The sequence below is a fragment of the Asanoa hainanensis genome (assembly GCF_900188485.1).
GTDB classification, from domain to species: Bacteria; Actinomycetota; Actinomycetes; order Mycobacteriales; family Micromonosporaceae; genus Asanoa; species Asanoa hainanensis.
This window is the reverse complement of record NZ_FZPH01000009.1, coordinates 305,319-327,833: the sequence shown is the minus strand read 5'-3', so window position 1 is coordinate 327,833 and position 22,515 is coordinate 305,319. Positions and strand designations below refer to the sequence as shown.

The 22,515-nt window shown below is 71.9% G+C and carries 20 protein-coding genes and 2 pseudogenes; 13 read left to right on the top strand and 9 right to left on the bottom strand.

Translation table 11 applies throughout. The features are described 5' to 3' along the window. Positions 1–138 (top strand): annotated as a pseudogene (locus tag CHC05_RS43475) (IS701 family transposase); the annotation flags it as partial. Positions 139–339: 201 nt separating this feature from the next. Here the strand turns inward: CHC05_RS43475 and CHC05_RS23185 are convergent. The 3 genes and pseudogenes from CHC05_RS23185 to CHC05_RS23180 form a co-directional block, all read right to left on the bottom strand. Then, positions 340–529 (bottom strand): annotated as a pseudogene (locus tag CHC05_RS23185) (IS982 family transposase); the annotation flags it as partial. Between the two features lie 404 nt (positions 530–933). Then, positions 934–1,167 (bottom strand): DUF3040 domain-containing protein, encoded by a 234-nt coding sequence (locus CHC05_RS40850; RefSeq protein WP_281257709.1) that lies wholly within the window; start codon positions 1,165–1,167, stop codon positions 934–936. 13 nt (positions 1,168–1,180) lie between these two features. After that, positions 1,181–3,430 carry a glycoside hydrolase family 3 N-terminal domain-containing protein gene (locus CHC05_RS23180; protein ID WP_089252244.1) on the bottom strand — a complete coding sequence of 750 codons (2,250 nt, stop codon included), beginning with the start codon at positions 3,428–3,430 and terminating at the stop codon, positions 1,181–1,183. Positions 3,431–3,509: 79 nt separating this feature from the next. On the opposite strand from CHC05_RS23180, the gene CHC05_RS23175 reads away from it, so the two are divergent. The 8 genes from CHC05_RS23175 to CHC05_RS23140 all read left to right on the top strand — a co-directional run bounded on the left by CHC05_RS23175 (position 3,510) and on the right by CHC05_RS23140 (position 12,502). Beyond that, positions 3,510–4,775: a glycoside hydrolase family 140 protein gene (locus CHC05_RS23175; protein WP_144022723.1), complete on the top strand. Its 1,266-nt coding sequence runs from the start codon at positions 3,510–3,512 to the stop codon at positions 4,773–4,775. Continuing rightward, positions 4,772–5,563 carry an NAD-dependent epimerase/dehydratase family protein gene (locus tag CHC05_RS23170; protein WP_179266325.1) on the top strand — a complete coding sequence of 264 codons (792 nt, stop codon included), beginning with the start codon at positions 4,772–4,774 and terminating at the stop codon, positions 5,561–5,563. Before CHC05_RS23175 ends, CHC05_RS23170 begins: the two co-directional genes overlap by 4 nt. Before the next feature lies 1 nt (position 5,564). Further along, entirely contained in the window at positions 5,565–6,713 is a 1,149-nt protein-coding gene (gene dgoD / locus CHC05_RS23165) for a galactonate dehydratase (protein ID WP_089252238.1), read from the top strand. A gap of 49 nt (positions 6,714–6,762) precedes the next feature. Beyond that, positions 6,763–7,803, top strand: a complete 1,041-nt coding sequence (locus CHC05_RS23160) for a LacI family DNA-binding transcriptional regulator (protein ID WP_089252236.1) — start codon at positions 6,763–6,765, stop codon at positions 7,801–7,803. 137 nt (positions 7,804–7,940) lie between these two features. Further along, positions 7,941–9,227 carry an ABC transporter substrate-binding protein gene (locus CHC05_RS23155; protein WP_089252234.1) on the top strand — a complete coding sequence of 429 codons (1,287 nt, stop codon included), beginning with the start codon at positions 7,941–7,943 and terminating at the stop codon, positions 9,225–9,227. A gap of 55 nt (positions 9,228–9,282) precedes the next feature. Next, complete coding sequence (locus tag CHC05_RS23150) at positions 9,283–10,206, top strand: carbohydrate ABC transporter permease (protein WP_218824643.1); 924 nt, start codon at positions 9,283–9,285, stop codon at positions 10,204–10,206. After that, positions 10,206–11,117, top strand: a complete 912-nt coding sequence (locus CHC05_RS23145) for a carbohydrate ABC transporter permease (RefSeq protein WP_089252232.1) — start codon at positions 10,206–10,208, stop codon at positions 11,115–11,117. Before CHC05_RS23150 ends, CHC05_RS23145 begins: the two co-directional genes overlap by 1 nt. Before the next feature lie 2 nt (positions 11,118–11,119). After that, positions 11,120–12,502, top strand: a complete 1,383-nt coding sequence (locus CHC05_RS23140; protein WP_089252230.1) for a D-apionate lactonase family protein — start codon at positions 11,120–11,122, stop codon at positions 12,500–12,502. Here the strand turns inward: CHC05_RS23140 and CHC05_RS23135 are convergent. Both CHC05_RS23135 and CHC05_RS23130 read right to left on the bottom strand, forming a co-directional pair. Continuing rightward, positions 12,472–13,104, bottom strand: coding sequence for an SGNH/GDSL hydrolase family protein (locus tag CHC05_RS23135; protein WP_089252228.1), 633 nt, complete (start codon positions 13,102–13,104; stop codon positions 12,472–12,474). The two genes, CHC05_RS23140 and CHC05_RS23135, sit on opposite strands and share 31 nt — an antisense overlap. Further along, on the bottom strand, positions 13,101–15,521 hold the full coding sequence (locus CHC05_RS23130; protein WP_089252226.1) for a glycoside hydrolase family 2 protein: 2,421 nt from the start codon (positions 15,519–15,521) through the stop codon (positions 13,101–13,103). The genes CHC05_RS23135 and CHC05_RS23130 overlap by 4 nt, the downstream gene beginning before the upstream one ends. A gap of 103 nt (positions 15,522–15,624) precedes the next feature. Between CHC05_RS23130 and CHC05_RS23125 the strand changes: the two genes are divergently transcribed. Beyond that, positions 15,625–16,905 (top strand): RICIN domain-containing protein, encoded by a 1,281-nt coding sequence (locus tag CHC05_RS23125; protein ID WP_179266324.1) that lies wholly within the window; start codon positions 15,625–15,627, stop codon positions 16,903–16,905. Here CHC05_RS23125 and CHC05_RS23120 read toward each other — a convergent pair. Next, on the bottom strand, positions 16,832–17,812 hold the full coding sequence (locus CHC05_RS23120; protein ID WP_245871164.1) for a DMT family transporter: 981 nt from the start codon (positions 17,810–17,812) through the stop codon (positions 16,832–16,834). The two genes, CHC05_RS23125 and CHC05_RS23120, sit on opposite strands and share 74 nt — an antisense overlap. 73 nt (positions 17,813–17,885) lie before the next feature. Between CHC05_RS23120 and CHC05_RS23115 the strand changes: the two genes are divergently transcribed. Next, positions 17,886–18,797, top strand: a complete 912-nt coding sequence (locus CHC05_RS23115) for a LysR family transcriptional regulator (RefSeq protein WP_089252220.1) — start codon at positions 17,886–17,888, stop codon at positions 18,795–18,797. 34 nt (positions 18,798–18,831) lie between these two features. Beyond that, positions 18,832–20,316: a GGDEF domain-containing protein gene (locus tag CHC05_RS23110; protein WP_089252218.1), complete on the top strand. Its 1,485-nt coding sequence runs from the start codon at positions 18,832–18,834 to the stop codon at positions 20,314–20,316. 37 nt (positions 20,317–20,353) lie between these two features. Here the strand turns inward: CHC05_RS23110 and CHC05_RS23105 are convergent, their stop codons facing one another. Both CHC05_RS23105 and rpsD read right to left on the bottom strand, forming a co-directional pair. Continuing rightward, positions 20,354–20,896, bottom strand: coding sequence for a phospholipase (locus CHC05_RS23105; protein ID WP_089252216.1), 543 nt, complete (start codon positions 20,894–20,896; stop codon positions 20,354–20,356). Between the two features lie 59 nt (positions 20,897–20,955). Further along, the gene (rpsD, locus tag CHC05_RS23100) at positions 20,956–21,564 is read right to left on the bottom strand and encodes a 30S ribosomal protein S4 (RefSeq protein WP_089252214.1); all 609 of its coding nucleotides are present in this window, start codon (positions 21,562–21,564) and stop codon (positions 20,956–20,958) included. Between the two features lie 74 nt (positions 21,565–21,638). Between rpsD and CHC05_RS23095 the strand changes: the two genes are divergently transcribed. Then, positions 21,639–22,100, top strand: coding sequence for a hypothetical protein (locus CHC05_RS23095; RefSeq protein WP_089252212.1), 462 nt, complete (start codon positions 21,639–21,641; stop codon positions 22,098–22,100). Here the strand turns inward: CHC05_RS23095 and CHC05_RS23090 are convergent. Continuing rightward, positions 22,085–22,393 (bottom strand): hypothetical protein, encoded by a 309-nt coding sequence (locus CHC05_RS23090; RefSeq protein WP_089252210.1) that lies wholly within the window; start codon positions 22,391–22,393, stop codon positions 22,085–22,087. The genes CHC05_RS23095 and CHC05_RS23090 overlap by 16 nt on opposite strands. Between the last annotated feature and the right edge of the window lie 122 nt (positions 22,394–22,515).

The window sequence follows — 22,515 nt, the reverse complement described above, 5'->3', positions numbered from 1 at the left end:
GGCCTGGACCAGTACCAGGCCCGGGACTGGCGGGCGTGGTACGCCCACATCACCCTGTCCATGGCCACCCACGCCCTACTCGTCGTCGCGAAATCCCTTGCCACACAAGCAAACCCAGCCTCGCGCAGGACATGCTGATCGCGCTGACCGTACCCGAGGTCCGGCGCCTGCTCCTGGCATTCACCCTGACGCGTCCCACCACCCCCGACCACGTCCTGGCCTGGTCCTACTTCCGACGACGCCGCCAATGGCAAGCCCGCGTCAGCCACTACCACCGGCGCGGACAGATACCGCCATAAGTGCCGTTGCAGTACTAGACGAGTGAGTCCGAAAGCTGGGCTAGTGGTCGTAAGCGATCAATGGCCTGGTCACGGTTGGCCGGTGGCGCGGTTGTGCCAGATCGCGGCGGTCATCGCGAGTAGGCGTGGGCGACGCGGGTGGCGACGCCTTCGATGCTGCGGCCACCGTGCAGTTCGAGGTCAAGTTGGCCTTCGAGGGTGTCGTCGACCGACTCGATCAGCTGACGGATCGGCTCGAGCAGGTCGGGTTCGCCAGCGGCATCGCGGTTCGGGGACGACGGTGAAAAGGGGACCGGTTCAGCGGATGCCGAGGCTGGCCGTGATCGGGTGTGCGACATCTGGGAGACCGCCGCCGTACTCCGTGATCGGGTGCGTCCCATCTGGTCGACACGCCATCCGGCAACCCGACCAGACGCACCCGATCATGCGATCCGTGGTGCCGCTCCTCGATGAGCCACACACGATCATGAGCCCCGTTCGGCGGCGGAAGTCATGGAACCACGACACCAGGCAGTCATCGAGACCTGCGACACGCGCGTCGCGACGCGGGACCGGTCGGGGCCTACAGGTCCAGGTCAGCTGCGTCGGATCGTCGTTATGCACCCGACTCGGCGGGCACTTCGGACTTACTTGTCTAGGGGCGGTTGATGGTCTGCATGAGGCGGTAGATGGCGCGCCCGCCGAAAGCGACCCCGCCGAGCACGAGCACCAGGCCGACGAGGACGAGGCCCGGCGAGTCGTCGTTCGCCCCGAACACCATGGCCAGGACACCGAGGACGGCAAGCACGACGGCGATGGCGATAGACGTCATGCGACCACGGTAGGAAGATTTTCGCCTCGGTGTGGCCAGGTCGTCGTAAACGCACACCCCGTGGGGCGTCCTAGGATGAAATGGTCAAGGGCGCGTCCGGTTCGCCCGCGCCTGTGAGGGACAGCCAGAGGTCGAGCTCGGCCGGCGGTTCGCCGGGGAGGCCCAGGCCCGGGAGTGCGTCGGCGAGGGCCGGGACGGTCGCGTCGGCCATCTCGCCGGCGTCGAGGGTGAGGTGGGTGAAGCCCACGAGGACTGCCTTGCGGGGTAGCAGGCCAGGCACGCGGACGCGGGCATAGAGCTGGACCACCTGGGTTCCGCGGCGCTCGCCCGTGTTGCGGAGCGGGGCTCCGACCGTCACCGCCGGCCAGGAACCCTCCACTGTGGCCGGCCCGAGGTCCCACGTCGTGTAGCCGAGGCCGTGGCCGAACGGGAACTCGGCGGCGGCGTCGGCGTCCACGTAGCGCTCCGCCGTCTCCATGCGCTCGTTGTAGGCGACGGGCAGCACTCCGCTGGAGCCGGGCAGCGAGACCGGCAGGCGGCCGGTCGGCTCCCGGTCGCCCAGCAGCAGGTCGGCGATCGCGCGGCCGCCGGTCGGGCCGGGATACCAGGCATAGAGCAGCGCGTTGCCGGCGACCGCGCCGACCCCCTGCGGCCGACCCGAGACGATGACCGCCACCGTCGGCGTCCCGGTCGCCGCGACCGCCGCGGCAAGCTCCCGCTGCGCCGCCGGAAGAAGCACCTCGGCCGCGTCGAAGCCTTCGCCGGTGGTCGCACTTGGGCGAGGGAGGCCGGGCGCGGACCCGTCGGCGTCGACCTCACGCACCGCGGTGGCAGCTGGGTCCTCGCCGGTGAACGCGGCGGCGCCGTTGTCGGCGAAGGTGTCGTCGTAGTGGCGGACGCTGCTGCCGCCGAGCACCAGGACGGCGAGGTCGGCGTCGGAGGCCAGGGCCACCGCGCGCTCCACGCCGCCCTCGATCGGTGATGTCAGGCCGCAGCCCGGCTCGTATTCGGTGCGGGCGATCCGGGCGCGCAGTGCGCCGAGCACCGTCGCTCCCCCGCGCACCGGTGGGACGTAGTCGCCCAGCAGCGCCGACAGGTCGTCGGCATTGGGGCCAAGCACCGCCACCCGGCGCGGCGTGGCCGCCAGCGGCAGCAGGCCGTCGTTGCGGAGCAGCACCGTCGTGCCCGCGACCAGGGCCGGCGCCGGCCACACCTCGGGGAACTCCGGGAGCGGCTCCGGCGGGTCGAGCAGGCCCAGCCGCAGCTTCAGCAGCAGCACCCGACGGCAGGCCCGGTCGACGAGCGACTCCGGCACCAGGCCTAGCGAAACCGCCTCCTCCAGGGCGGCGTACGAGACGTCGCACATGCTCAGGTCGACACCCGCCCGCAACGCCAGGGCCCCGGCGGCCGCCGGGGACGAGGCAGCGCGCAGCAGGCGGTCGACCGCGAACATGTCGGCCATCACGATGCCCTCGAAGCCCCACTGTCCACGCAGGACGTCCGTCAACAGGGACGAGTTGGCGACGCACGGCACGCCGTCGATGTCGTTGTAGGCCGCCATCACCCCGAGCGCGCCCTCCGAGATGCCCGCGCGGGCGGCCGGCAGGTGGAGCTCGGCCAGCTCGCGCGGGCCGATCGGGCCGCCGGAGCTGTTGCGGCCGCCGATCCCGGCTCCCTGGCCGGCGAAGTGCTTGAGCACCACGGCCACACCGCGCATGCCGCGGACGATCGCCCGGGTATACAGCGACGCCAGCAGCGGGTCCTCGCCGAAGCACTCCTCGGACCGGCCCCAACGCGGGTCGCGCAGGAGGTCCAGGCCGGAGACCAGCGCGACGTGCGCACCACGGGCGCGCAGCTCGAGGGCGGTGTGCGCGGCCGCCTCCTCGATCAGGTCGGGCCGGAAGGTGGCCGCGGCGCCCAGGTTCGTCGGGAAGAGCTGGGAGCCCAGCGCCTGGTGGCCGTGCGGCGCCTCCTCGACCAGCAGCGCCGGGATGCCGAACCGCGAGGCCGCGACCACCTTCTCCTGCACCATCGCGACCAGCTCGGGCGCGCCGGCGAAGTCGACGCCGTTCTCCCAGTCGCGACCGGACCACGCGTCGGCCCGCTGCAGGCCGTACAGCGCGCCCAGCCCGCCCCAGCGGGCGACCTCCTCGTCCAACGCCGGGGTCAGCTCGTAGCCGGACGACCCCGCCGACCAGGCCTGCCACCCGAGCAGCCGCTGGTTGAGCTGGCCGACCTTCTCCCGCAGCGTCATCCGGCGCAGCAGGTCGTCGGCCCGCGCCGGCAGCGGCAGCGCGGTGTCCTGGTACGGCTCGACCATCGAGGTCCTCCCTAACGTTTCGGCAGGAGATCGCGATAGCCTATCCGAGCTTGCCGTGAACCGGTTCAAGGAGCCACTGATGTCCCGTCTGACCGTCGACCCCTCCGGCACTCACCTGCGCGCTGACGGCACCTTCTTCCCCTTAGTGGCCGACACCGCCTGGAGCACGTTCGCGGACGCGAGCGAGGCCGACTGGCGCACCTATCTCGCCACGCGGCGCAGGCAGGGCTTCACCGCCGTCCAGGTCGCCGCGATCCCGATCCTGCACGACCGCGACGTGCGCGCCGGCGCCCGCGAGCCGTTCGCGCTCGACGCCGACGGCCACCACGACTTCAGCCGCCTCGACCACGACTACTTCGCCACCGCCCGGGCGTACACCCGGATCGCGCACGAGGAGTTCGGCCTCCGGCTGGTGATCGGCGTCCTCTGGAACAACTACCTGCCCGGCACCTGGGGAGCGGAGCGCACTCCGCACGCGGTGATGCCGCCCCAGCAAAGACGGGCGTACGTCGAGAAGGTGGCCGAGACGTTCGGCGACCTCGATCCGATCTTCGCGGTCGGCGGCGACGACCACTACACGGTGCCGGCCGCCAACGCCGCCTACCGCGAGGCGATCGACGTCCTCCGCGACAAGGCGCCGCACTGCCTGCTGACCACCCACAGCGCGCCCAACACGACGCTGCCCGACGCGCTCGCCGACCACCTCGACCTCTTCTTCCACCAGTCCGGCCACAACGTGGAGAACCAGGAGCTGACCTGGCGGCAGCCGGCGCAATACCTGGCCCGCACGCCGCGCAAGCCGCTGGTCGCGTCGGAGCCGCCCTACGAGCAGCACGGCAAGGTCAACGGCCACGGGCGATGGAGCCGGGAGGAGGTACGCCGGGCGAGCTGGACCAGCGTCCTCGCCGGTGCGACGGCCGGCGTCGGGTACGGCGCGCACGGCATGTGGATGTGGCACGGCCCGGGCGGCGAGTTCCAGGCCCGGGCGCTGTCGCTGGAGCCGTACCCGTGGCAGGTCGCCCTCGCGTTCCCCGGCGCGCTGGACATCTCGCTGCTCGCCCGGCTGCTGCGAGACCACCGGATGCACCGCCTGCTGCCGGCCGAGAGCAACGGATCGGCGCGAGTGGCCGCCAGCCAGGACGGCGACCTCGTCGCCGTCTACCTGCCCTACGCCGACGACGTCGACCTCGCGCTTGACCTCAAAGAGCACCGCCTGACCGGCTGGGACCTCGCCGAACGCGCGCCGCTGACCCCCGACGCGGTGCCCACGGCCGGCGGCACCCGCCTGCGGCAGCTCCCCACCCACGGCGACCAGCTCGTCATCGCCGAGCGGCCACCGGCGTGAGAGTCCTGGTGACGGGCGGCGAGGGCCTGGTCGGCACCGCGGTGGTCGACCACCTGCGGGCGCACGATCACGAGGTCACGCTGCTGCGCGGAGACGCCCGCGACCGGGCCGCGGTGGCCGAGGCGACCGACGGCGTCGACGCGGTCGCCCACCTCGCGGCCATCCCGAGCCCGTTCCACCACCCGGCCGACGAGGTGTTCGGCAACAACGCCCTCGCCACGTTCACCGTGCTCTGGACTGCGGCCGAACAGGGCGTACGGCGGTTCGCCATCGCCGGCAGCGTCAACGCGACCGGCCTCATCATGAACCCGCACGCCCCGCCGCCGCCCCGCTACCCGATCGACGAGACCACACCGGCGGACGTGGCCGACCCGTACTCACTGTCCAAACAGGTCGACGAGCTGACCCTGCGGGCCGTCTGCCGCCGGTTCGACGCGGCCGGCTTCGCCCTGCGACTGCCGCTGATGATCTCGGAGGAGAACCGCGCCGGGCTGCGGGAATGGGCCGCCAGGAACGCCGCGGGTGGCCGGGGCGACGGCTGGGGCTGGCTCGACGTGCGCGACGGCGCGGAGGCGTTCCGGCTGGCCCTGACCGTGCCGTGCGAGGGCGCCCAGGTGGTCCACGTCGCGGCAAGGACCACGTTCCAGGACGCACCGACCGAAGAGCTGCTGGCACGGTACGCGCCGGAGGTGCCGAGGACCGAAAGCTTCCCGGGCCGCACCGCGCCCATCGACACCACCCGGGCGCGCGAGCTGCTCGGTTTCACACCACGCCACGGGGAGGACTGACGTGCGCATCACCACCGTCGAGACGTTCGTACTCGGCGAACGGCAGGTGCTCGTCCGGATCGGCACCGACGAAGGGCTGGCCGGCTGGGGCGACGCGTCGCTGGAGCACAAACCAGCCACGGTCGCCGCCGCCGTCCGCGAGCTGAGCGGCCACCTGGTCGGCGAGGATCCCCTGCCGGTCACCGCGCACTGGCAGCGGCTGACCCGGGGCGGCTTCTACCGCAGCGGCGCCGTGCTCGGAAGCGCGGTGGCGGGCCTCGACATGGCGCTGTGGGACCTGCGCGGCAAGTTCTTCGAGGCTCCGGTGCACGTGCTGCTGGGCGGCCCCTGCCGCGACCGCGTGCGGCTCTACACGCACGCGTGGGGCCCGCCGGAGCACACCGGCAACCCCGACCGCGCGCGCATGCTGGTCAAGAACGGCTACACCCTCGTCAAGGCGTCCGTCGCCGGCCCGGTCGGGTTCCTCGACTCCCCCGCGATGACCGCGCGGTTCGCCGACGACCTGGCCGCGCTGCGGGAGGCGATCGGCGACGCCGCCGACTTCGGCATCGACCTGCACGGCCGGGTCTCCGTGCACCAGGCCCGCCGGCTGGCCGACGCCGTCGCGCACACCGCGCCGGCGTTCCTCGAGGAGCCGCTGCGACCCGAGCACTCGCGGCTGATCGGTCAGCTCACCGCGGCCACCAGCGTGCCCATCGCGACCGGCGAGCGGCTGTTCGGTCGGGAGGAGTTCGTGCCCGTGCTCCAGGCCGGCATCGCGATCGCGCAGCCGGACCCGGCGCACGCGGGCGGGATCACCGAGGTGTTCCGGATCGCGACCATGGCCGAGTCGTACGACGTGCAGCTCGCACCGCACTGCCCACTCGGCCCGGTGGCCCTGGCGGCCTGCGTGCAGCTCGACCTGGCCGTGCCCAACTTCTACGCGCAGGAGCACGTGATCGACCTGAGCGCGGCGACCTCGCCGGACCTGGCGATCCTGCGGAACCCGGAGGTGCTGGTGGCGGTCGACGGGCACCTGCCGCGACCGACCGGGCCGGGGCTGGGCATCGAGGTCGACGAGGACGTGGTGCGAGCGGCAGCACAAGAGATGGGCATACCCGTCGGTAACCCGCAGTGGCGATATCCCGACGGCGGGTTTGCCGAATGGTGACCACCCAACCCTTAGCATTCAGGTCGACCAATCGAGAAAGCGAAGGTCCATGAAGGAAGCGTCGGGCCGGCGACGGACCGTCCGGATCAGTGACGTCGCGGCGGCCGCCGGGGTGAGCAAGACCCTGGTCTCCTACGCGCTCAACAACCGACCGGGCGTGCGCGAGGAGACCCGCGAGCGGATCGTCGAAAAAGCGCGGGAGCTGGGTTGGACGCCCAGCCTGCCGGCGCGCGCGCTGTCCGTGTCCCGGGCGTACGCCATCGGTCTGGTCTTCGAGAAGTCGCCCGAGGCGCTGGCCAGCGACCAGTACTACACGAGCCTGATGGCCGGTCTGCAGAGTGTGCTGGCCAACGAGCGCTACTCGCTGGTGACCGAGGTGGTCGAGAGCACCGAGGCGGAGCGCGAGGCCTACCTGCGGCTGGCCCAGGACGGCCGGGTCGACGGCATGGTGATCGTCGACCTGCGGCAGGACGACCCGCGGTTCGCGCTGGTCCGCGAGGCCGGGCTGGCCTTCGTCAGCCTCGGCTGGCCGCCCGAGCGCACCACCATGCCGGTGCTGGTCTACGACGAGAGCGAGGCGATCACCGACGTGGTCCGGCACCTCGTCGACCTGGGCCACCGCCGGGTCGCGCAGGTGGTCGGCCCGCAGACCAACGCGCCCGCCCGGCTGCGGCGCGAGCTCTACCAGAAGCGGTTCAGGGAACACGGCATCGACGCGTCCCGGTGGATCGAGAGCGACTACACCGCGGCCGGCGGGCGGGCCGCCACCGCGGCGCTGCTCGACGGTGACCGCCGGCCGACCGCGATCGTCTACTCCAACGACCTGATGGCCGTGGCCGGGATGAGCGCCGCGTTCTCCCGCGGGCTGCGGGTGCCGACCGACATCTCCATCGTGGGCTGGGACGACATCACCATCTCGCAGTACCTGCACCCGGCCCTGTCGACCGTCACGCAGCACCCGTTCGACGACGGCAAGGTGGCCGCCACCCTGCTGCTGGAGGCGATCGGCGGGCGCGAGTTCGTCGAGCCGGTGTGGATGCCCAACCCCCGCTTCGTGCCGCGCGAGTCGAGCGGCCCCGCCAGCGCCTGACACCTTTCTGCAACGTCGGCGCAACTTCTTCCTTGACACCCGGCCGGCTGGCGGACGACTATCTGTCTGAACCGGTTCAGGCGACACCGGACCCCGTTCCCCACTCCCCTTCGTTCGCCGTACCGAGGAGTGTCCACATGACTCGTTTTTCCCACAGGCGACTCCGGCTGGCGGCTCTGCTCGCCACCGCGTCGCTCGCGGCCGGCGCGCTGACCGCCTGCTCGGGCGACGACGCCGCCGACACCGACACGCAGACACTGACCATCCTGTCGTCGTTCACCACGGGCAACGCGACCGGCGACCACTTCAACAAGCTGGCCAAGGACTTCACCGCGCAGACCGGCATCGCGATCGACGTGGAGGAGGCCAACACCACCGACATCGCGAACAACTACGAGGCCTCGAAGCTCGCCGACGAGGAGCGCGACCTGGTCATCCTCAACCTGACGCCGGACACCAGCGACTGGTTGCCCCAGGGCCAGGTCGTCGACGTCAAGAAGTACCTCGACGAGTGGGGCCTGACCGACAAGATCGTCCCCGAGGCGATGACGTTCTGGACCCAGCCCGACGGCGTCGCGGGCTTCCCGTACACCGGCTTCAACTGGCCCGTCTGGTACAACACGGACCTGCTCAAGCAGGCCGGCGTCACCGAGGTGCCGGCGACCGTCGACGACCTCATCGCGGCGTCGGCCAAGCTGCGGGCGGCGAAGATCCCGCCGATGGTGCTCGGCGGCGCCGAGTGGCCGGTGCAGAACTTCATCACCTGGATGGTCCAGCAGTTCGTGCAGCCGGACGAGGCGAAGCAGATCTTCAGCAAGGGCGGCTACTGCGCGAGCCCCGGCGCCGTCAAGGGCCTCGACCTGCTCGGCAAGCTACGCGACGATGGCGTCTTCGTCGACAACGTGCAGGGCTACACCGCCGACCAGATGACCTCGGCCTACTTCGCCGGCAAGGCGGCCATGATGCCGTCGGGCTCGTGGAGCTACACCGAGGCGCCGCCGGCCATCGCGTCCGCGACCGAGCTCGCCGGCTTCCCGGTCTCGGCCGGTGGCGCGTACACCAAGCCGACCGCGTTCCAGGGCCACTCCAACGGCTTCTTCCTCTCGCCCAACGGCGAGAAGAAGATCGCGTCGGTCGAGAAGTTCATCAAGTTCATGTACGAGCAGACGACGCTGCAGGGCTGGGTGTCCGAGGGCTCGCAGATCATGAGCGTGAAGAACGACATCCTCGGCAGCGTCACCTCGACCCAGCCGCTGGTCGTGAAGGGCAACGAGCTGGCACCGAAGGTCGACTACCTGCTGCTGCCGGACTCCTACATCCCGGCCGGCACCGACTACGCGCCGGCCGGCAGCGAGTTCCTCGGCAAGAAGGGCCAGACCGGCGCCGAGTTCTGCAAGACGCTCGACAAGCTCTACCAGAAGTGATCGGAGCGGCCCGCCCGGTGCGCCGGGCGGGCCGCCATGACACGGAAGGCCGTAGATGACCGCCATCCTCGACTCACCCGTCGTCGCCCGTCCCGGCGGCGGCAAGAACCGCGCGCGTACGCGCGACCGCGGGCTGATCGTCTTCGCCCTGCCCTCGGTGATCTGGTACCTCGTCTTCACCATCGGCCCGCTGGCCGCGATGTTCATCGTCGCGTTCATGGACTGGGCCGGACTGGCCGCACCGGCCAAGCTCAACGGTACCGAGAACGTCAGCCGGCTGCTCGACGACGACCGGGTGCTCACCGCGCTGAAGAACACGGGCGTGCACCTGGCCGTCTCGCTGCCGGTCATCATGGTCGGCGCGTTCATGCTCGGCTACTTCCTCAACTTGAAGCTGCCCGGCCACCGCGTCCTGCGGGTCATCATGTTCGTGCCGGCGCTCATCTCGCTCTCCGCGATGGGCATGCTGTTCGTCGCCGTCCTCGGTCCGACGGGCCTGGTCAACTCGGCACTCGAGCAGGTCGGCCTCGGCGAGCACGCGACCGCCTGGCTGGCCGACCCGACCTGGGCGATGCCGTCGCTGATCCTGGTCACGATCTGGTCCGGGCTCGGCTTCACCGGCATCCTGTTCGCCGCGCGGCTGTCGGCGATCGACGACGAGATCTACGCGGCCGCCGAGCTCGACGGCGCCAACCACTGGCAGAAGATGTGGCGGGTCGCGTACCCGATCTGTCGCGACTACTTCGGCGTGCTGACCATGCTGCAATATCTCTGGACGCTGTTCGGCTCGGCCGGCATGGTGCTGCTGCTGACCCGCGGCGGGCCGGGCGAGGCCACCTCGACGCTGGCCTGGCTGGTCTACCGGTTCGGCTTCCGCTCTCCCGAGGTCGGCTACAGCCAGACCATCGGGCTCGTGCTCTTCGTGCTCGGCATCGTCGGGCTCGTCATCATCCGTCGAGTGTTCCGGGCGAGGTACTGATGGCCGTCGCGACAACCACCACAGTGGACAAAGAGCCGGCGCGGTCCGTGGTACGCACGCCGCGGCGCCGCAAGCGCCCCAGCCGGTTCACGCCCGGGCTCGTGGGTTCCTACGCGCTCGTGCTGGTCTACGCGGCCACCCTGGTGCTGCCCCTCTACTGGCTGTTCATCTCGGCCTTCAAGTCGCAGCTCGACGCCGTCGACGCGCCGTTCGCACCGACGTTCTCGTCCGGCTTCGACAACCTCACCCGGGTCTGGGACCTGCTCAACCTGGGCGACGCGATGCTCAACTCGCTCTACATCACGGCCGCGTCGCTGGCGGTCACCCTGGTCATCGCGATCCCCGCCGCGTACGCCCTGGCCCGCTCGCAGGGCTGGATCGCCACGCTGTTCGAGCGGATCTACGCGATGGGCTTCCTGATCCCGGGCTTCGCCGCGCTGGTGCCGACCCTGCTGCTGGCCATCCAGCTCGACCTGTTCCACACGCGCGAGTTCATGATCCTGTATCTGCCGGCGTCGGCCCAGCCGCTCGCGGTGATCCTGCTGACCCAGTTCATGCGGACCGTGCCGAAGGAGCTCGAGGAGAGCGCGACGATCGACGGCGCCGGCCGGTTCCGGGTGCTGCGGAGCATCTACCTGCCGCTGACGATGCCCGGCATCGCCACGATCTCGATCCTCAACTTCATCTCGTTCTGGAACGACTACCTCTACACGCTGGTCATCGTCGGCGCCAACGCGAAGGTCCGCACGGTGCAGGTCGCGCTGCCGACGCTGCAGGGCAACCAGGGCATCACCGACTACGCCCTGGTCTGTGCCGGCACGCTGATCTCGGTGCTGCCGGTGTTCCTGGTCTACGCGGTGCTCAACCGCCGCATGGAGAGCGCGCTGGTCCAGGGCGCGCTGAAGGGCTGAGGGTGGCGCGGTTCACGACGCGGGCCGACCGGGAGGACGGGCTCGACCTGCGCACGGTCCGCCACGGCGACGACGAGGTGGTGTCCCGGATCTACTTCGCGGTGCGCGACCGGTTCTGGCGCACGGTGCCCCTGACCGTCCACACCGGAGCGCGGTACGAGACGTCCGGCGGGTTCCGGTTCGAGGCGACGGCCAGCACGGGGTGGCCGTCGCACCCGCTGGACGTCCGGGTGCGGTACACCGCCGACGGCGACTCCCTCGACGCCGAGTTCGAGGCCACCGCTCGGGGCGGGTTCGACTATGCCCGGATCGGCTTCTGCGTGCTGTTCCCGTCGGCCGGCTACCGCGGTCGGCCGGCGACGTCGTGGCTGGGCGGGGAGCGGACGGCGTTCGCGTTCCCGGAGCGGGTGGTCACCCGGGACCACACCGACGCGGCCGCCCGGCGGTTCCACCGGCGGTTCGACGGGCTGGACACCGGCGTGACCTTCCGGTTCGAGGGTGAGACGTTCGAGTTCGAGGACCAACGCAACTGGACCGACGCGTCGTACAAGGCCTACTCGTCCCCGTCCGGACGGCCGCACGCTGCGCCCGGTGAACGCTTCGCGCAACGGATCCGGATCCGGGTAGTGGCCCCGCCGGTCGTGGCCGCGGCGCCTCCGGACGTCGTGGTCCGGCTCGGACCGCCCGTCGGTGTCCTCCCACCGGTGACCCTCTATGCAGGCCGGCTCTCACCACGCTCCTTCCGGCCCGCCGGCGGGTTCCACGAGCTCAACGCCACCCCGCCGGAGCTGGCCGGCCGCGACTCGGTCGAGCTGCCGATCAACGGTGCGGTGCACGCGGCCGACGACGACTCGGTGCTGGAGACGACCGCGACCCACGGCGACCTGGTCGCCCAGGCCCGCGCGACCGGCCTGCCCGTGCGGCTGGCACCGGCCGGCTTCCTCGACGTGGCCGGCGACTGGCGGGACGAGGCCGGCGCGTACGCGCCGGAGCCGCCGCCCGGCCCGCTGCCCGCCCGTCTGCTCGGCCCGCTCGCGGCCACCTGGGTGCTGGCCAGCGCGGCCCGGGCGGTGCCGGCCGGCGTGGACGCGCTCGCCTATCTCGACGCCCGGCTGCCGGCGGACGCGCCCGCCGCCCGGGCCGTGGCCCGGCTGGCCGCGCTGGGTGGTGCCGCCGTGCTGGCCGTCTCGGCGCCGCCGCCACTGGCCGCGCTGGCCGTGCGGGACGCCGACGGGGTCACGGTCGCGGTGGCCAACACCGGACCGGACCCCGTCGCGTTCACGCTCCCCGGCGGCCGCACCGCGCGGCTCGCCGGGTTCGCGTCGGAGTGGTTCGCGGTGCCCGCGCCGGACCGTCAGGTGCCCGGCGTGGTCAGCGCGTCGTAGGCGGCCAGCCAGCGGTCGGCGATCAGCCGGTGTCCCAGCGCGGACGGGTGCACGCCGTCCTGGGCGAGGACCGCCGGCCCGCGTGCCGCCACGGCCTCGTCGAAGGGCTCCTGGAGCGGGACGAAGGCGGCCCCGAACCGCTCGGCCAGGGCCCGGACGATCGGCCGTTTGCGGTCCAGGTCCTCCCGCACGAAGGCGTTTCCCCGGGCCCAGGGCGCGCTCGCCTGCTCGGTGTCCACATAGAACGGCTCGACCAGCAGGATCCGCGGGACGCCCGCGGCGACCGCGCGCCGCAGCACGTCGGTGTAGCGCTCCTCGAACAGCTCCGGCGGCGTCGGCCGCCCCTCGAAGAAGGCCACCAGCGTGTCGTTGACGCCGATGTAGACCGACAGCACGGTCGGCGCGTGGTCGAGCGCGTCGGCCTGCCAGCGCTCCTGGAGGTGGGCGATCCGGTTGCCGGCGATGCCCGTGTTGCGCACGACGGTCTCGTCACCCCGCTCGCGCAGCCGGGTCGCCACCGCGTCGACGTAGCCGCCGCCGAGGCCGAGCTTGTCGGCCTGGCGCGAGCAGTCGGTGATGCTGTCGCCGATGAACAGGATCATGAGGCCCTCGCGATCAGGTCGTTGGCCGTCCGCAACACCGGTGCGGCCAGCAGGTCCTTCTCCCGGCCCGCCGGGACACCCCGGACGCGTAGCGTACGGCTCTCCCCCGGCAGCAGCGTGACCAGGCAGTCGTCGGCCTCGGCTGCGGGGTCGACCCGGTCGGCGAAGACGCACACGTCGCGCACGAGCTCGCGCGCCGTCAGGGTCAGCACCACGTCGTCCCCGTCGCGGTCGGCCCGCGCGTCCAGGTCGGCCGGCGCATAGGCCAGGTCCTTGTCGTCCGCGAAGAACCAGAAGGCGCGCTCGCCGCTGTCGGCCTCGGCGACCAGCAGCTCGCGTGCGGCGTCGCCGGCCGTGGTCAGCTCCGACGGCAGCGGCACCGTCACCGCGCCGACCCGGTCCGCGGCGAACCGGGTGCGGTGCTCGGCCAGCACCGTCCCGTCGAACGCGAGCCGGCGCACCGTCACCGGCACCCGCCACGACGCGGTGGTGTCGTTGACGGCGACCAGGGCCAGCCCGCCCGCGCGCGGCTCGACGGTCAGCAGCCGTTCGGCGTGCGCGGCGCGCAGCGCGTACCACAGCGGCTTCTTGCGTCCTTGACCGTCGACCGCGGCCCAGGAGGTGACCGGCCAGCAGTCGTTGAGCTGCCAGACGACCGTGCCGGAGCAGCGCGGGCGCAACGAGCGGTAGTGGCGGATGCCGAGGCCGATCGCGCGGGCCTGGTTGAGCTGGGTGGCGAAGTGCCAGTCGGTCAGGTCGGTGGGCACCGGGAAGTGCGGTGCGAGGCCCCGCTCGAGCTTGCCGTTGCCGTCGGCGGCCTTCTGGTGGTGCAGCATGCCGGGCGAGGTCGGAGTGAGCGGGTCGTCATGCAGCGCGCCGGTCATCGTCGACCAGGTGGGCGGCGCCTGCCAGCCGAACTCGGCGACGAACCGCGGGCGGTAGTCGCGGTAGACGGTGTAGTCGGCGGTGTTCCAGACGTCCCACACGTGCATGGGGCCGTGGTCCGGATCGTTGGGGTGGCGGTCCATCGACCCGGAGTACGGGCTGCCCGGCCAGTACGGCCGCGTCGGGTCGGTCTCGCGCACCGCCTTCGGCAGCAGGTCGAGGTAGTAGCCGAGGCCCCAGGTGCGGTCGCCGACGCTCTGCTGCCAGTCCCAGTCGAACCAGCCCCAGATGTTCTCGTTGTTGCCGTTCCACAACACCAGGCTGGGGTGCGGCATCAGCCGGGCGACGTTGTCGCGGGCCTCGGCGTCGACCTCGGTCGCGAGCCGCTCGTCCTCGGGATAGGCCGCGCAGGCGAACAGGAAGTCCTGCCAGACCAACACACCCCGCTCGTCGCAGGCGGCGTAGAACGCGTCGCTCTCGTAGGTGCCGCCGCCCCAGACCCGCAGCAGGTTGATCCCGGCGTCGACCGCCTGGTCGATCCGGGTGTGCAGGCGGTCCGTCGTGACCCGGGTCGGGAAGCAGTCGTCGGGGATCCAGTTGGCGCCGCGCACCGGCACCGGCAGGCCGTTGACGACCAGCGTGAACGGCGTGCCCTCGGGGTCCTCGGTGGTGTCCAGGCGCAGGCTGCGGAAGCCGATCCGGGCGTGCCACTCGTCGCCGGGCACGCGCACGACGGCGGCGTAGAGCGGCTGCGGGCCGAGGCCGCGCGGCCACCACAGGTCGGGGTCGGCGACGGTCACCTCGACCGTGACCTGCTCCTGGCCGGCCGGCACCGTCGCGCGCGCCTCCGCCCCACCGACGGAGACCGTCACCTCCGTCGCGGCCGGCACCGGCGCGGCGAGCCGCACGTCGAAGGCCGCGCGACCATGGGCGCCCTCGACCGTGACGCTCGGGCGCACCTCGCGGATCCGCGGTCCCGCGCCTTGGACGAGCGTCACCGGGCGCCAGATGCCGGCCGTGACCAGCGTCGGTCCCCAGTCCCAGCCGAAGTTGCAGGCCATCTTGCGCAGGAAGTTGAAGGGCGCCGGGTACTGGTTGGGCAGCGCGCCGATCCGGTCGCGCTCGGCCTCGCCGTAGTCCCAGGCCGAGTCGAAGCGCACCGACAGCTTGGCCGGCAGGTTCACCGGGACCTCGTAGCGGCGGTGCATGTTGGCGGTGCGGGCCACCACGGTGCCGTCGACGCTGACGGTGGCGACGGTGTCGAGCCCTTCGAACGAGAGCACGGCGTCGCCGGCCCCGGGCAGGTCGCGCTCGTAGACCCAGGCGGCCCGGCCGATCCAGTCGAGGGTGAGCTCGTTGCGGTCGAGGTAGGGGTCGGGGATGAGGCCGGCGGCGAGCAGGTCGGTGTGCAGGGTGCCGGGCACGGTCGCGGGGATCGGGAGGGCGGCACGCACGGCGGCCGGCACCGCGGGCGCGTCCGGCTCCGCGAGCCGCAGCACCCAGCCGTCGGAAAGGTCGGCGCGGTTCGTCATGGGTGGACGATACAGCGGCTTGAACCGGTTCAGTAGATGCCCTACAGTGCGGTGTGAACCGGTTCATGCACCCCCGTCGATCCGCCCAATCCGGGAGGTTCCCATGCCCAGACGCCTTGCCGGCGTCATCGTCGCCGTCCTCGCCGGCGCGTTGCTCGTCGTGCCCGGCGGCAGCGCGTCCGCCGCCGTCAGCGACGTCCTTATCCGCGGGGTCGGCTCCGCCCGCTGCCTGACCCCGCCGGCCAGCAGCACCACGAGCGCGACCATCCAGAACTGCGCGTCCCAACGCTGGTCCACCACGGACGCCGGCCAGATCACCATCAACGGCCAGTGCCTCGACGCGAAAGGCGAGCTGACCGCCAACGGCACGCCGGTCATCACGTACGCGTGCCACGGCGGCGCCAACCAGCGCTGGACCGTCAACAGCGACGGCACCATCCGCGGCGCCGCGTCCGGACGCTGCGTCGACGTCAAGGGCCAGGGCACCGCGGCCGGCACCGTCGTGCAGCTCTACGACTGCAACGGCGGCTCCAACCAGCGCTGGGAGCTCGTCGGCGGCGGCACCACTCCCCCGCCGACCGGCAGCGGCCCTGACCTGACCGGCTTCGGGCTGCTGCGGGACTACCGCTTCGGCACCGGCTCCGGTCGCAACGTCAGCAACCTGGCGACGAACTTCAACCCGTACGGCATCGCCGGCACGACGGTCATCAACAACGAGTGGCAGCGCTACCAGCCGTTCAACAGCACCAACCACAAGATCACCTCGGACCGGCTGGAGCTGACCGCCGTGCCGAACCTCGGCGGCGTCTACAACGGCGGCATCAGCAGCGGCCAGATCACCACCAAGGAGACGTTCTACCCGCGGGACGGGCGCACGTACGTGTTCTCGGTCCGCGCGAAGATCCCGCGGGGCAGCGGAGCGTGGCCGGCGTTCTGGCTCTACGCCAAGCAGGCACCCAACACCCCGTCCGAGATCGACGTCGTCGAGTTCTTCGACACGCCCACCCAGAACACCTTCGACTGGACGGGCTACGACCACGGCGACGGCGTCGGCTCCAACTACCACAGCATCATGACCAACCAGTGGGTGTGGCACCCGGGCTTCGACTTCGCGTCCGACTACCACACGTACACGCTGGTCTGGCGCAACGGCCAGATCGAGAAGTGGGTCGACAACACCTGGGTGAAGGGCACCAACTTCACCTGGCAGGGCTCCGACCCGCAGTTGCTGGTCAACCTGGCGACCGGCGGATCGAACAACAACAACCCGAACGCGGCGACCTTCCCGTCGGTGTTCAGCGTCGACTCGGTCAAGGTCTGGGTGAAGTGCCCGAACGGAACCCCGACCAACCCGACGACCAGCTGCCACCCCACCAACGGCTGACCCACGCGCGGCCGGCCCGGGACGTCCCGGGCCGGCCGACCCGCACCTGCAGCACGACGACCGACGACAGCACGAGCGCCGCGCCACCGAGCTGGAGCGGGGTCAGCGACTCGCCGAGGGTGAGGGCCGCCAACGCCGTGGTGACGACGGGTTCGAAGGTGGACAGGATGGCGGCCGTCGAAGGGCCGGTCCGCTTCAGGCCCGCGAAGAACGTCAGCATGGCCACGACCGTCGAGAGCACGGCGATGCAGGACAGCCAGAGCCAGCCCGCCCGCCCGAAGGTCAGGTCCACGCCGCCGGCCAGCACGGCCCGGCCGCCCAGGGTCACGGCCGCGCCGCTCATCACCAGCGCGCACAGCACCACCGGCGCCAGGCGGTGCACGACGGTGTCGGCCACCAGGATGTAGACCGTGTACGTGAGCGCGGCGCCGAAGGCCAGCAGCGCACCGACCGGCTGGAAGCTGACCGCGCCGGCACCGAGCAGCACCAGCAGCGTGCCGCAGGACGCGGCCACCAGCGCGGCGCCCCGCGCGGGGGTGAGCCGGTCCCGGCCGAGCAGCACCGCCGACACGGTGACCAGCACCGGGAACGTGTAGAGGATCAGCGACAGCAGCGAGGCGTCCATCCGCTCCAGGGCCGCGAAGAACAGGCTCGCCTGCGTGGCGTACCCGATGGCGCCGAGACCGACGGCGACGAGCAGCACGCGCGCGGTCGTCGTGCCCCGCTCCGCCGCGGTACCCCGCAGGCCCGGGCGCAGCAGCAGGACCAGGCCGAGCAGCACCGCCGCCAGGGTGAAGCGGACGAGCAGCAGCGCACCGGGCGAGACGCCGGCGTCGTACGCGAGCTTGCCGAAGATCGCCATGGCGCCGAAGCACGCGGCGGACAGGAGGCACAGAGCGGGACCCACGAGAACCATGATCAGCGGCGCGAGTCATCAGGTCCAGCGATGATTCGTGGATTCGACTCGTTAGGATTCCCGCATGGTTGTGCTGGACCTGCGGCGACTGCGGTTCCTCCGGGAGGTCGAGGAGCGGGGCACCCTCGCGGCGGTCGCCACGGCCCTGGGCTACAGCCCGTCGACCGTCTCCCAGCAGCTGTCCATCCTGGAGAAGGAGGTCGGCACCGCGCTCTTCGCCAGGGCCGGGCGCGGTGTGCGGCTCACCGACGCCGGACGGCTGCTGGCCCAGCACGCCCGCGTCCTGCTGGCCGCGGCTGAGTCGGCCGAGGCCGATCTGGCCGCGCTGAGCGGCGACATCCGGGGCACCGTCCGGGCCGGCGGCCTCCAGTCCGCCGCCCGCAAGCTGCTGGTGCCGGCGCTGGCCCGGATGAGCGCCGACCACGCGGGCGTACGCGTCGAGATCTTCGAGTACGAGCTGGAACAGTCCCTGCCGAGCCTGCGCCTGGGCGCGGTCGACCTGGTCATCGGCGACGAGTACGACGGCCAGCCCCGCCCCCGCCCGGCGGGGCTGCGTTTCACCGTGCTGCTCGAGGAGCCGATGAAGATCGTGCTGCCGGCCGCGCACCCGCTGGCCGGCGCCGGCGGACCCGTCGCGGTCGCCGAACTGCGGTCGGCCGTCTGGACCGCGTCCGCCGAAGGCACCGGCCACCACGCCATGGTGGTGGGCACCTGCCGGTCGCTCGGCGGCTACGAGCCCGACCTGCGCCATCGCTCCAACGACGCCGACGTCCAGCTCGAGATCGTCCGCGCCGGCGCGGCGGTCGCCCTGATGCCGGTGCTGGCCCTGCCGGCCGACGACCGGGCGGTGGCGGTCCGGGACGTCGCCGAGGTGACGCTGCGGCGCAGGCTGGTCGCCGTCACCCGGGACACGCCGCCGGCCCCCGCGCTGACCGCGTTCCTGGCGGCCGTGACCGACCAGGTGCCCGGAACCTAGCCGCCCGGTCGGCGCGTGGTGCTGAGATGGGTGGATGGTCCGCGTCCTGGGCGGCGTGTTCGGCATCTTCGCCGTCGCGGCGCTCCTGATCTGGCTGGGCCCCGCCCCGGCCATCACGTCGTGGTCGGCCCAGGCGGCGCTCGAAGGCACGTTCGCGTGGCTGGCGTGGCGGCTGTGGCGCCGGCCGGGGCAGCCGGCCCGGGCCAGGCTGTTCTGGGGCGCTGCCGCCGTGGCCGGCGCGCTGAAGACCGTCGGCGGGCTGGTGCGGGTGGTCCAGTTCGCCGTCGACCCGGCCGGCGCCGGTCGCGACATCACCGTGTCGACGCTGGTGATCGCCGGCGGGTCCATCGTCCTACTGGCGTTCCTGCTCACCCGGCCGGGGGCGACGACCGGCCGCGAACGGGCGCGGATGTGGCTGGACGCCGCGACGGTGCTGATAGCGACCGCGGTCTTCGTTTGGTCGATCGCGCTGATCGGCAGCGAGCAGGCGACCGGACCGCTCGAGATCGCCTGGACGGTGATCGGCTCCGTCATCACGATCGCGGCCGCGTTCGCGGTCGTCCGGCTCGTCATGATCGAGGACGCGCCGTTCAGCCGGGCGACCGGGGCGGTCCTGGCCGCCGCGATCGCGCTCTTCGGCGTCAGTCACATGCTCAACCCGCAGCTCGCCGCCGCGGACTCGCGGGGAATCTTCGTGCTGCGGATGCTGCCGGCGCTGGCGCTCGTCGTCGGCGCGTGCGTCGAATGGCTGCGCCGCGGGCCAGCCCGGACGTCCGGCCCGCTCCGGCCGTCGCCGGTGACCCTGCGGCTGCCCTTCTTCGCGGTGGCCGCCACCCAGCTCATGCTGATCATCCAGCTGCCGATCGTGGGACTGACCATCGAGAGCTGGGGCACCGTCGTCGGCGCGGTGCTGCTCACCACCATCGTGACGGCGCGGCAGGGGGTGGTGCTCGCGGACAACGAGCGGCTGGTGCACCGGCTCGGCGAGACCGTCGAGGCGCTCGGCCGGCAGGAGGAGCGGCTGCGCCACGCGGCCAACCACGACCACCTGACGGGCCTGGCCAACCGGGCGTTCTTCGACCAGCACGCCCAGCATCTCGGCAGCTCCGAACCGGGCCACGGCCGGGCCGTGCTCTTGCTGGACCTCAACGAGTTCAAGCTGGTCAACGACACCTTCGGCCATCACGCCGGTGACGACCTGCTCAAGACGGCGGCGACGCGGCTGCGCCGCAGCGTGCGCCCCGGTGACACGGTGGCCCGCCTGGGCGGCGACGAGTTCAGCGTGCTGCTGGCCGACACGTCGGCCGACGACGCGGTGGCCACCGCCCGCCGGATCCTGCGCGCGCTGGCCGAACCGGTGCGCATCCACGGCCGTACCCTGCGGCCCGCGGCCAGCGTCGGCATCGCCGCCAGCCGGACCAAGCCCTTCGAGTCCCTGCTGCGCGACGCGGACGAGGCCATGTACGAGGCCAAGCGGCGGCACTCGGGGCTACAGCTGCACCCGGACTCGACGGGGTGACCGGACCCGCGCGCGGCGGGCCCGGTCACCCGGTGGGTCAGGAGCGGCGGGCCAGCGCCTCCTGGCGCCGCGCCTCGGCGATCTGGGCGCCGACCTTGTCGAGCTCGGCCTGGCTGACCACGACCTTGCCGAACGCCCGAACGGCCTGGTAATAGGTCCAGGCCAGGCCGTCGCAGATCGGCTTCAGCACCGCGTTGTAGCGGGCGCAGGAGCGCTTGAGGTCCTCGTAGAAGGCGCTGTCCAGACGCGACTTGTTGGCGCTGAACTGGCCCATCGCCTTGTAGTTGCGGTAACCGAAGTCGTGCCGGTAGCAGGAGAGCTCGAACGCGAACCCGAAGGGGTTGTCGGGGCTGGTCGAGCAGTAGTCGGTGGACCAGTCGAAGTTGTAGGCCTGCCACGGACCGCGGTTGAGGCGGGCCGCGTTCCAGGCGTTGTAACTGCTGGCACTGGTCTGGGTGAAGCTCGACAGGACGGCGAGCTTCTCGGCGTTGGTGACGGCGGCGGCGGGGGATGCGATGCCGAGCAGCATCACGGCGGCAAGGGTGGCCGCAGAGACGAGGGTGAGCAACCGACGAGGCATAGGGCCAATGGTGCGGCCCTATCCTCACGAATGTAAATGGATAGATGTTGAAGATCAGGTCAGCGGCTGTAGAACTCGACCACGAGCTGCTCGTCGCAGAGGACCGGGATCTCGGTGCGCTCGGGCAACCGGATCAGCGTCGTACGCAGGTCCGCGATCGCGGTCGACAGGTACGGCGCGGTGCGGGCGCCGACGTGCGCACCGGCCGCGGCGACCTGGAACGGCGTCTTGTCGCGGCTCTTCTCGCGTACCGCGATGGTCTGGAACGGCTGCACCTTGTACGAGGGCCGGTCCACCTTGCGCCCGTCGACGGCGATGTGCCCGTGGGCCACGGCCTGGCGCGCCTGGTAGATCGTGCGCGCGAACCCGGCCCGCAGCACGAGCGAGTCGAGCCGGCACTCCAGCGCGACGACCATCCGCTCGCCGGTCTTCCCGGTGCCCCGGTGCGCCTCGGCGAACGCCCGGCGCATCTGCACCTCGCTGACGTTGTACTGGTGGCGCAGCCGCTGCTTCTCCAGCAGCCGGACCTTGTAGTCGGTCTCCTTGCGGCGCGCGCGACCGTGCACGCCGGGCGGATACGGCCGGCGCTCGAAGTACTTGACGCACTTCGGCGTCAGCGGGATGCCGAGGGACCGCGAGAGCTTTGCCTTCGGCCGCGACTGGTTCACGTTGCCTCCACGAGTTGGATCAGCCGAGAGGTTAGCCTAACCTAACTACACAGGCACACCCCGGGAGGTCCGTCATGGCGCAGTCCACCGTCCTCGTCGCGCTCGTGCGCACGCTCGCGTCCGGGCACCTGCCGGGCATGGTCCAGGTCGCCCGGCGCGCGACGGCCCGCGGTGGCCCCGGCCCGTTCCCGGTGCGGCACGCGCTCGACCGGGCCGGCTCCCCGCTGCTGCTCGCCGCCGTCGGCGACCCGGTGGACAAGGCGCTGACCTCGTGCGACGACTACGACGTCGCGACGGTCCTGTCCATCACGGCACCCGACGGCGGCCAGCTCTGGATCTCCGGCTGGTCGACGAGGCTGCGCGAGCCGTTGCTGCGCGGCGCCGTGCTCGACTTCGCCGCGCACAACCCGCTGCCGGACCTGCTGGACGTCGGGCACGGCCACACGCTGCACCGGATGGACGTCGCCGAGGTCCGCTTCGAGCACCCGGACGGGCTGATGATCGAGATCGACCCCGACGACTACGCGGCCGGCTGACCCGGGGCGACCGGTCGCGATCGGTGCCCGTGCCGGTATCCGGCGTCCGCGAGGAAGAGGACCGCGGACACCACGAACGGGTGCCGCACCGGGGACCAGCGCTCCCCGACGTATTCGACCCGTTCCTCGCTGACCACCCGCCCGCTGCACCAGTCGAGGGTCACCAGGAGGCCGCGGGTCGGGTCGAACCCGGTCGGCCATTCGGCGGGCACGACGAACAGCGCCGGCCGCGCGCGCTGGGTCACCTGAGAGCGCTGCGTCACCTGGTTGGGTGCCTGCTGCCGTGCGGTCATCGCCGCTCCTCGGATGCATCCTCGTCGACTGGATCCTGATCCGCTTGTGTCGGGTGAGGGCCTCGACGTCACATGCCTGGCAGGGAAATTAGGTAACGGTTCGGTCGCGAAGGGACGGCCAC

Coding starts and splice junctions, on each gene's coding strand:
- CHC05_RS23105 (WP_089252216.1), bottom strand. CDS start 20,896: ATGCCTCGTCGGTTGCTCACCCTCGTCTCTGCGGCCACCCTTGCCGCC.
- CHC05_RS23155 (WP_089252234.1), top strand. CDS start 7,941: ATGACTCGTTTTTCCCACAGGCGACTCCGGCTGGCGGCTCTGCTCGCC.
- CHC05_RS23110 (WP_089252218.1), top strand. CDS start 18,832: ATGGTCCGCGTCCTGGGCGGCGTGTTCGGCATCTTCGCCGTCGCGGCG.
- CHC05_RS23175 (WP_144022723.1), top strand. CDS start 3,510: ATGTCCCGTCTGACCGTCGACCCCTCCGGCACTCACCTGCGCGCTGAC.
- CHC05_RS23115 (WP_089252220.1), top strand. CDS start 17,886: ATGGTTGTGCTGGACCTGCGGCGACTGCGGTTCCTCCGGGAGGTCGAG.
- CHC05_RS23095 (WP_089252212.1), top strand. CDS start 21,639: ATGGCGCAGTCCACCGTCCTCGTCGCGCTCGTGCGCACGCTCGCGTCC.
- CHC05_RS23125 (WP_179266324.1), top strand. CDS start 15,625: ATGCCCAGACGCCTTGCCGGCGTCATCGTCGCCGTCCTCGCCGGCGCG.
- CHC05_RS23130 (WP_089252226.1), bottom strand. CDS start 15,521: ATGACGAACCGCGCCGACCTTTCCGACGGCTGGGTGCTGCGGCTCGCG.
- CHC05_RS23160 (WP_089252236.1), top strand. CDS start 6,763: ATGAAGGAAGCGTCGGGCCGGCGACGGACCGTCCGGATCAGTGACGTC.
- CHC05_RS23090 (WP_089252210.1), bottom strand. CDS start 22,393: ATGACCGCACGGCAGCAGGCACCCAACCAGGTGACGCAGCGCTCTCAG.
- CHC05_RS23150 (WP_218824643.1), top strand. CDS start 9,283: ATGACCGCCATCCTCGACTCACCCGTCGTCGCCCGTCCCGGCGGCGGC.
- CHC05_RS23145 (WP_089252232.1), top strand. CDS start 10,206: ATGGCCGTCGCGACAACCACCACAGTGGACAAAGAGCCGGCGCGGTCC.
- CHC05_RS23135 (WP_089252228.1), bottom strand. CDS start 13,104: ATGATCCTGTTCATCGGCGACAGCATCACCGACTGCTCGCGCCAGGCC.
- CHC05_RS23180 (WP_089252244.1), bottom strand. CDS start 3,430: ATGGTCGAGCCGTACCAGGACACCGCGCTGCCGCTGCCGGCGCGGGCC.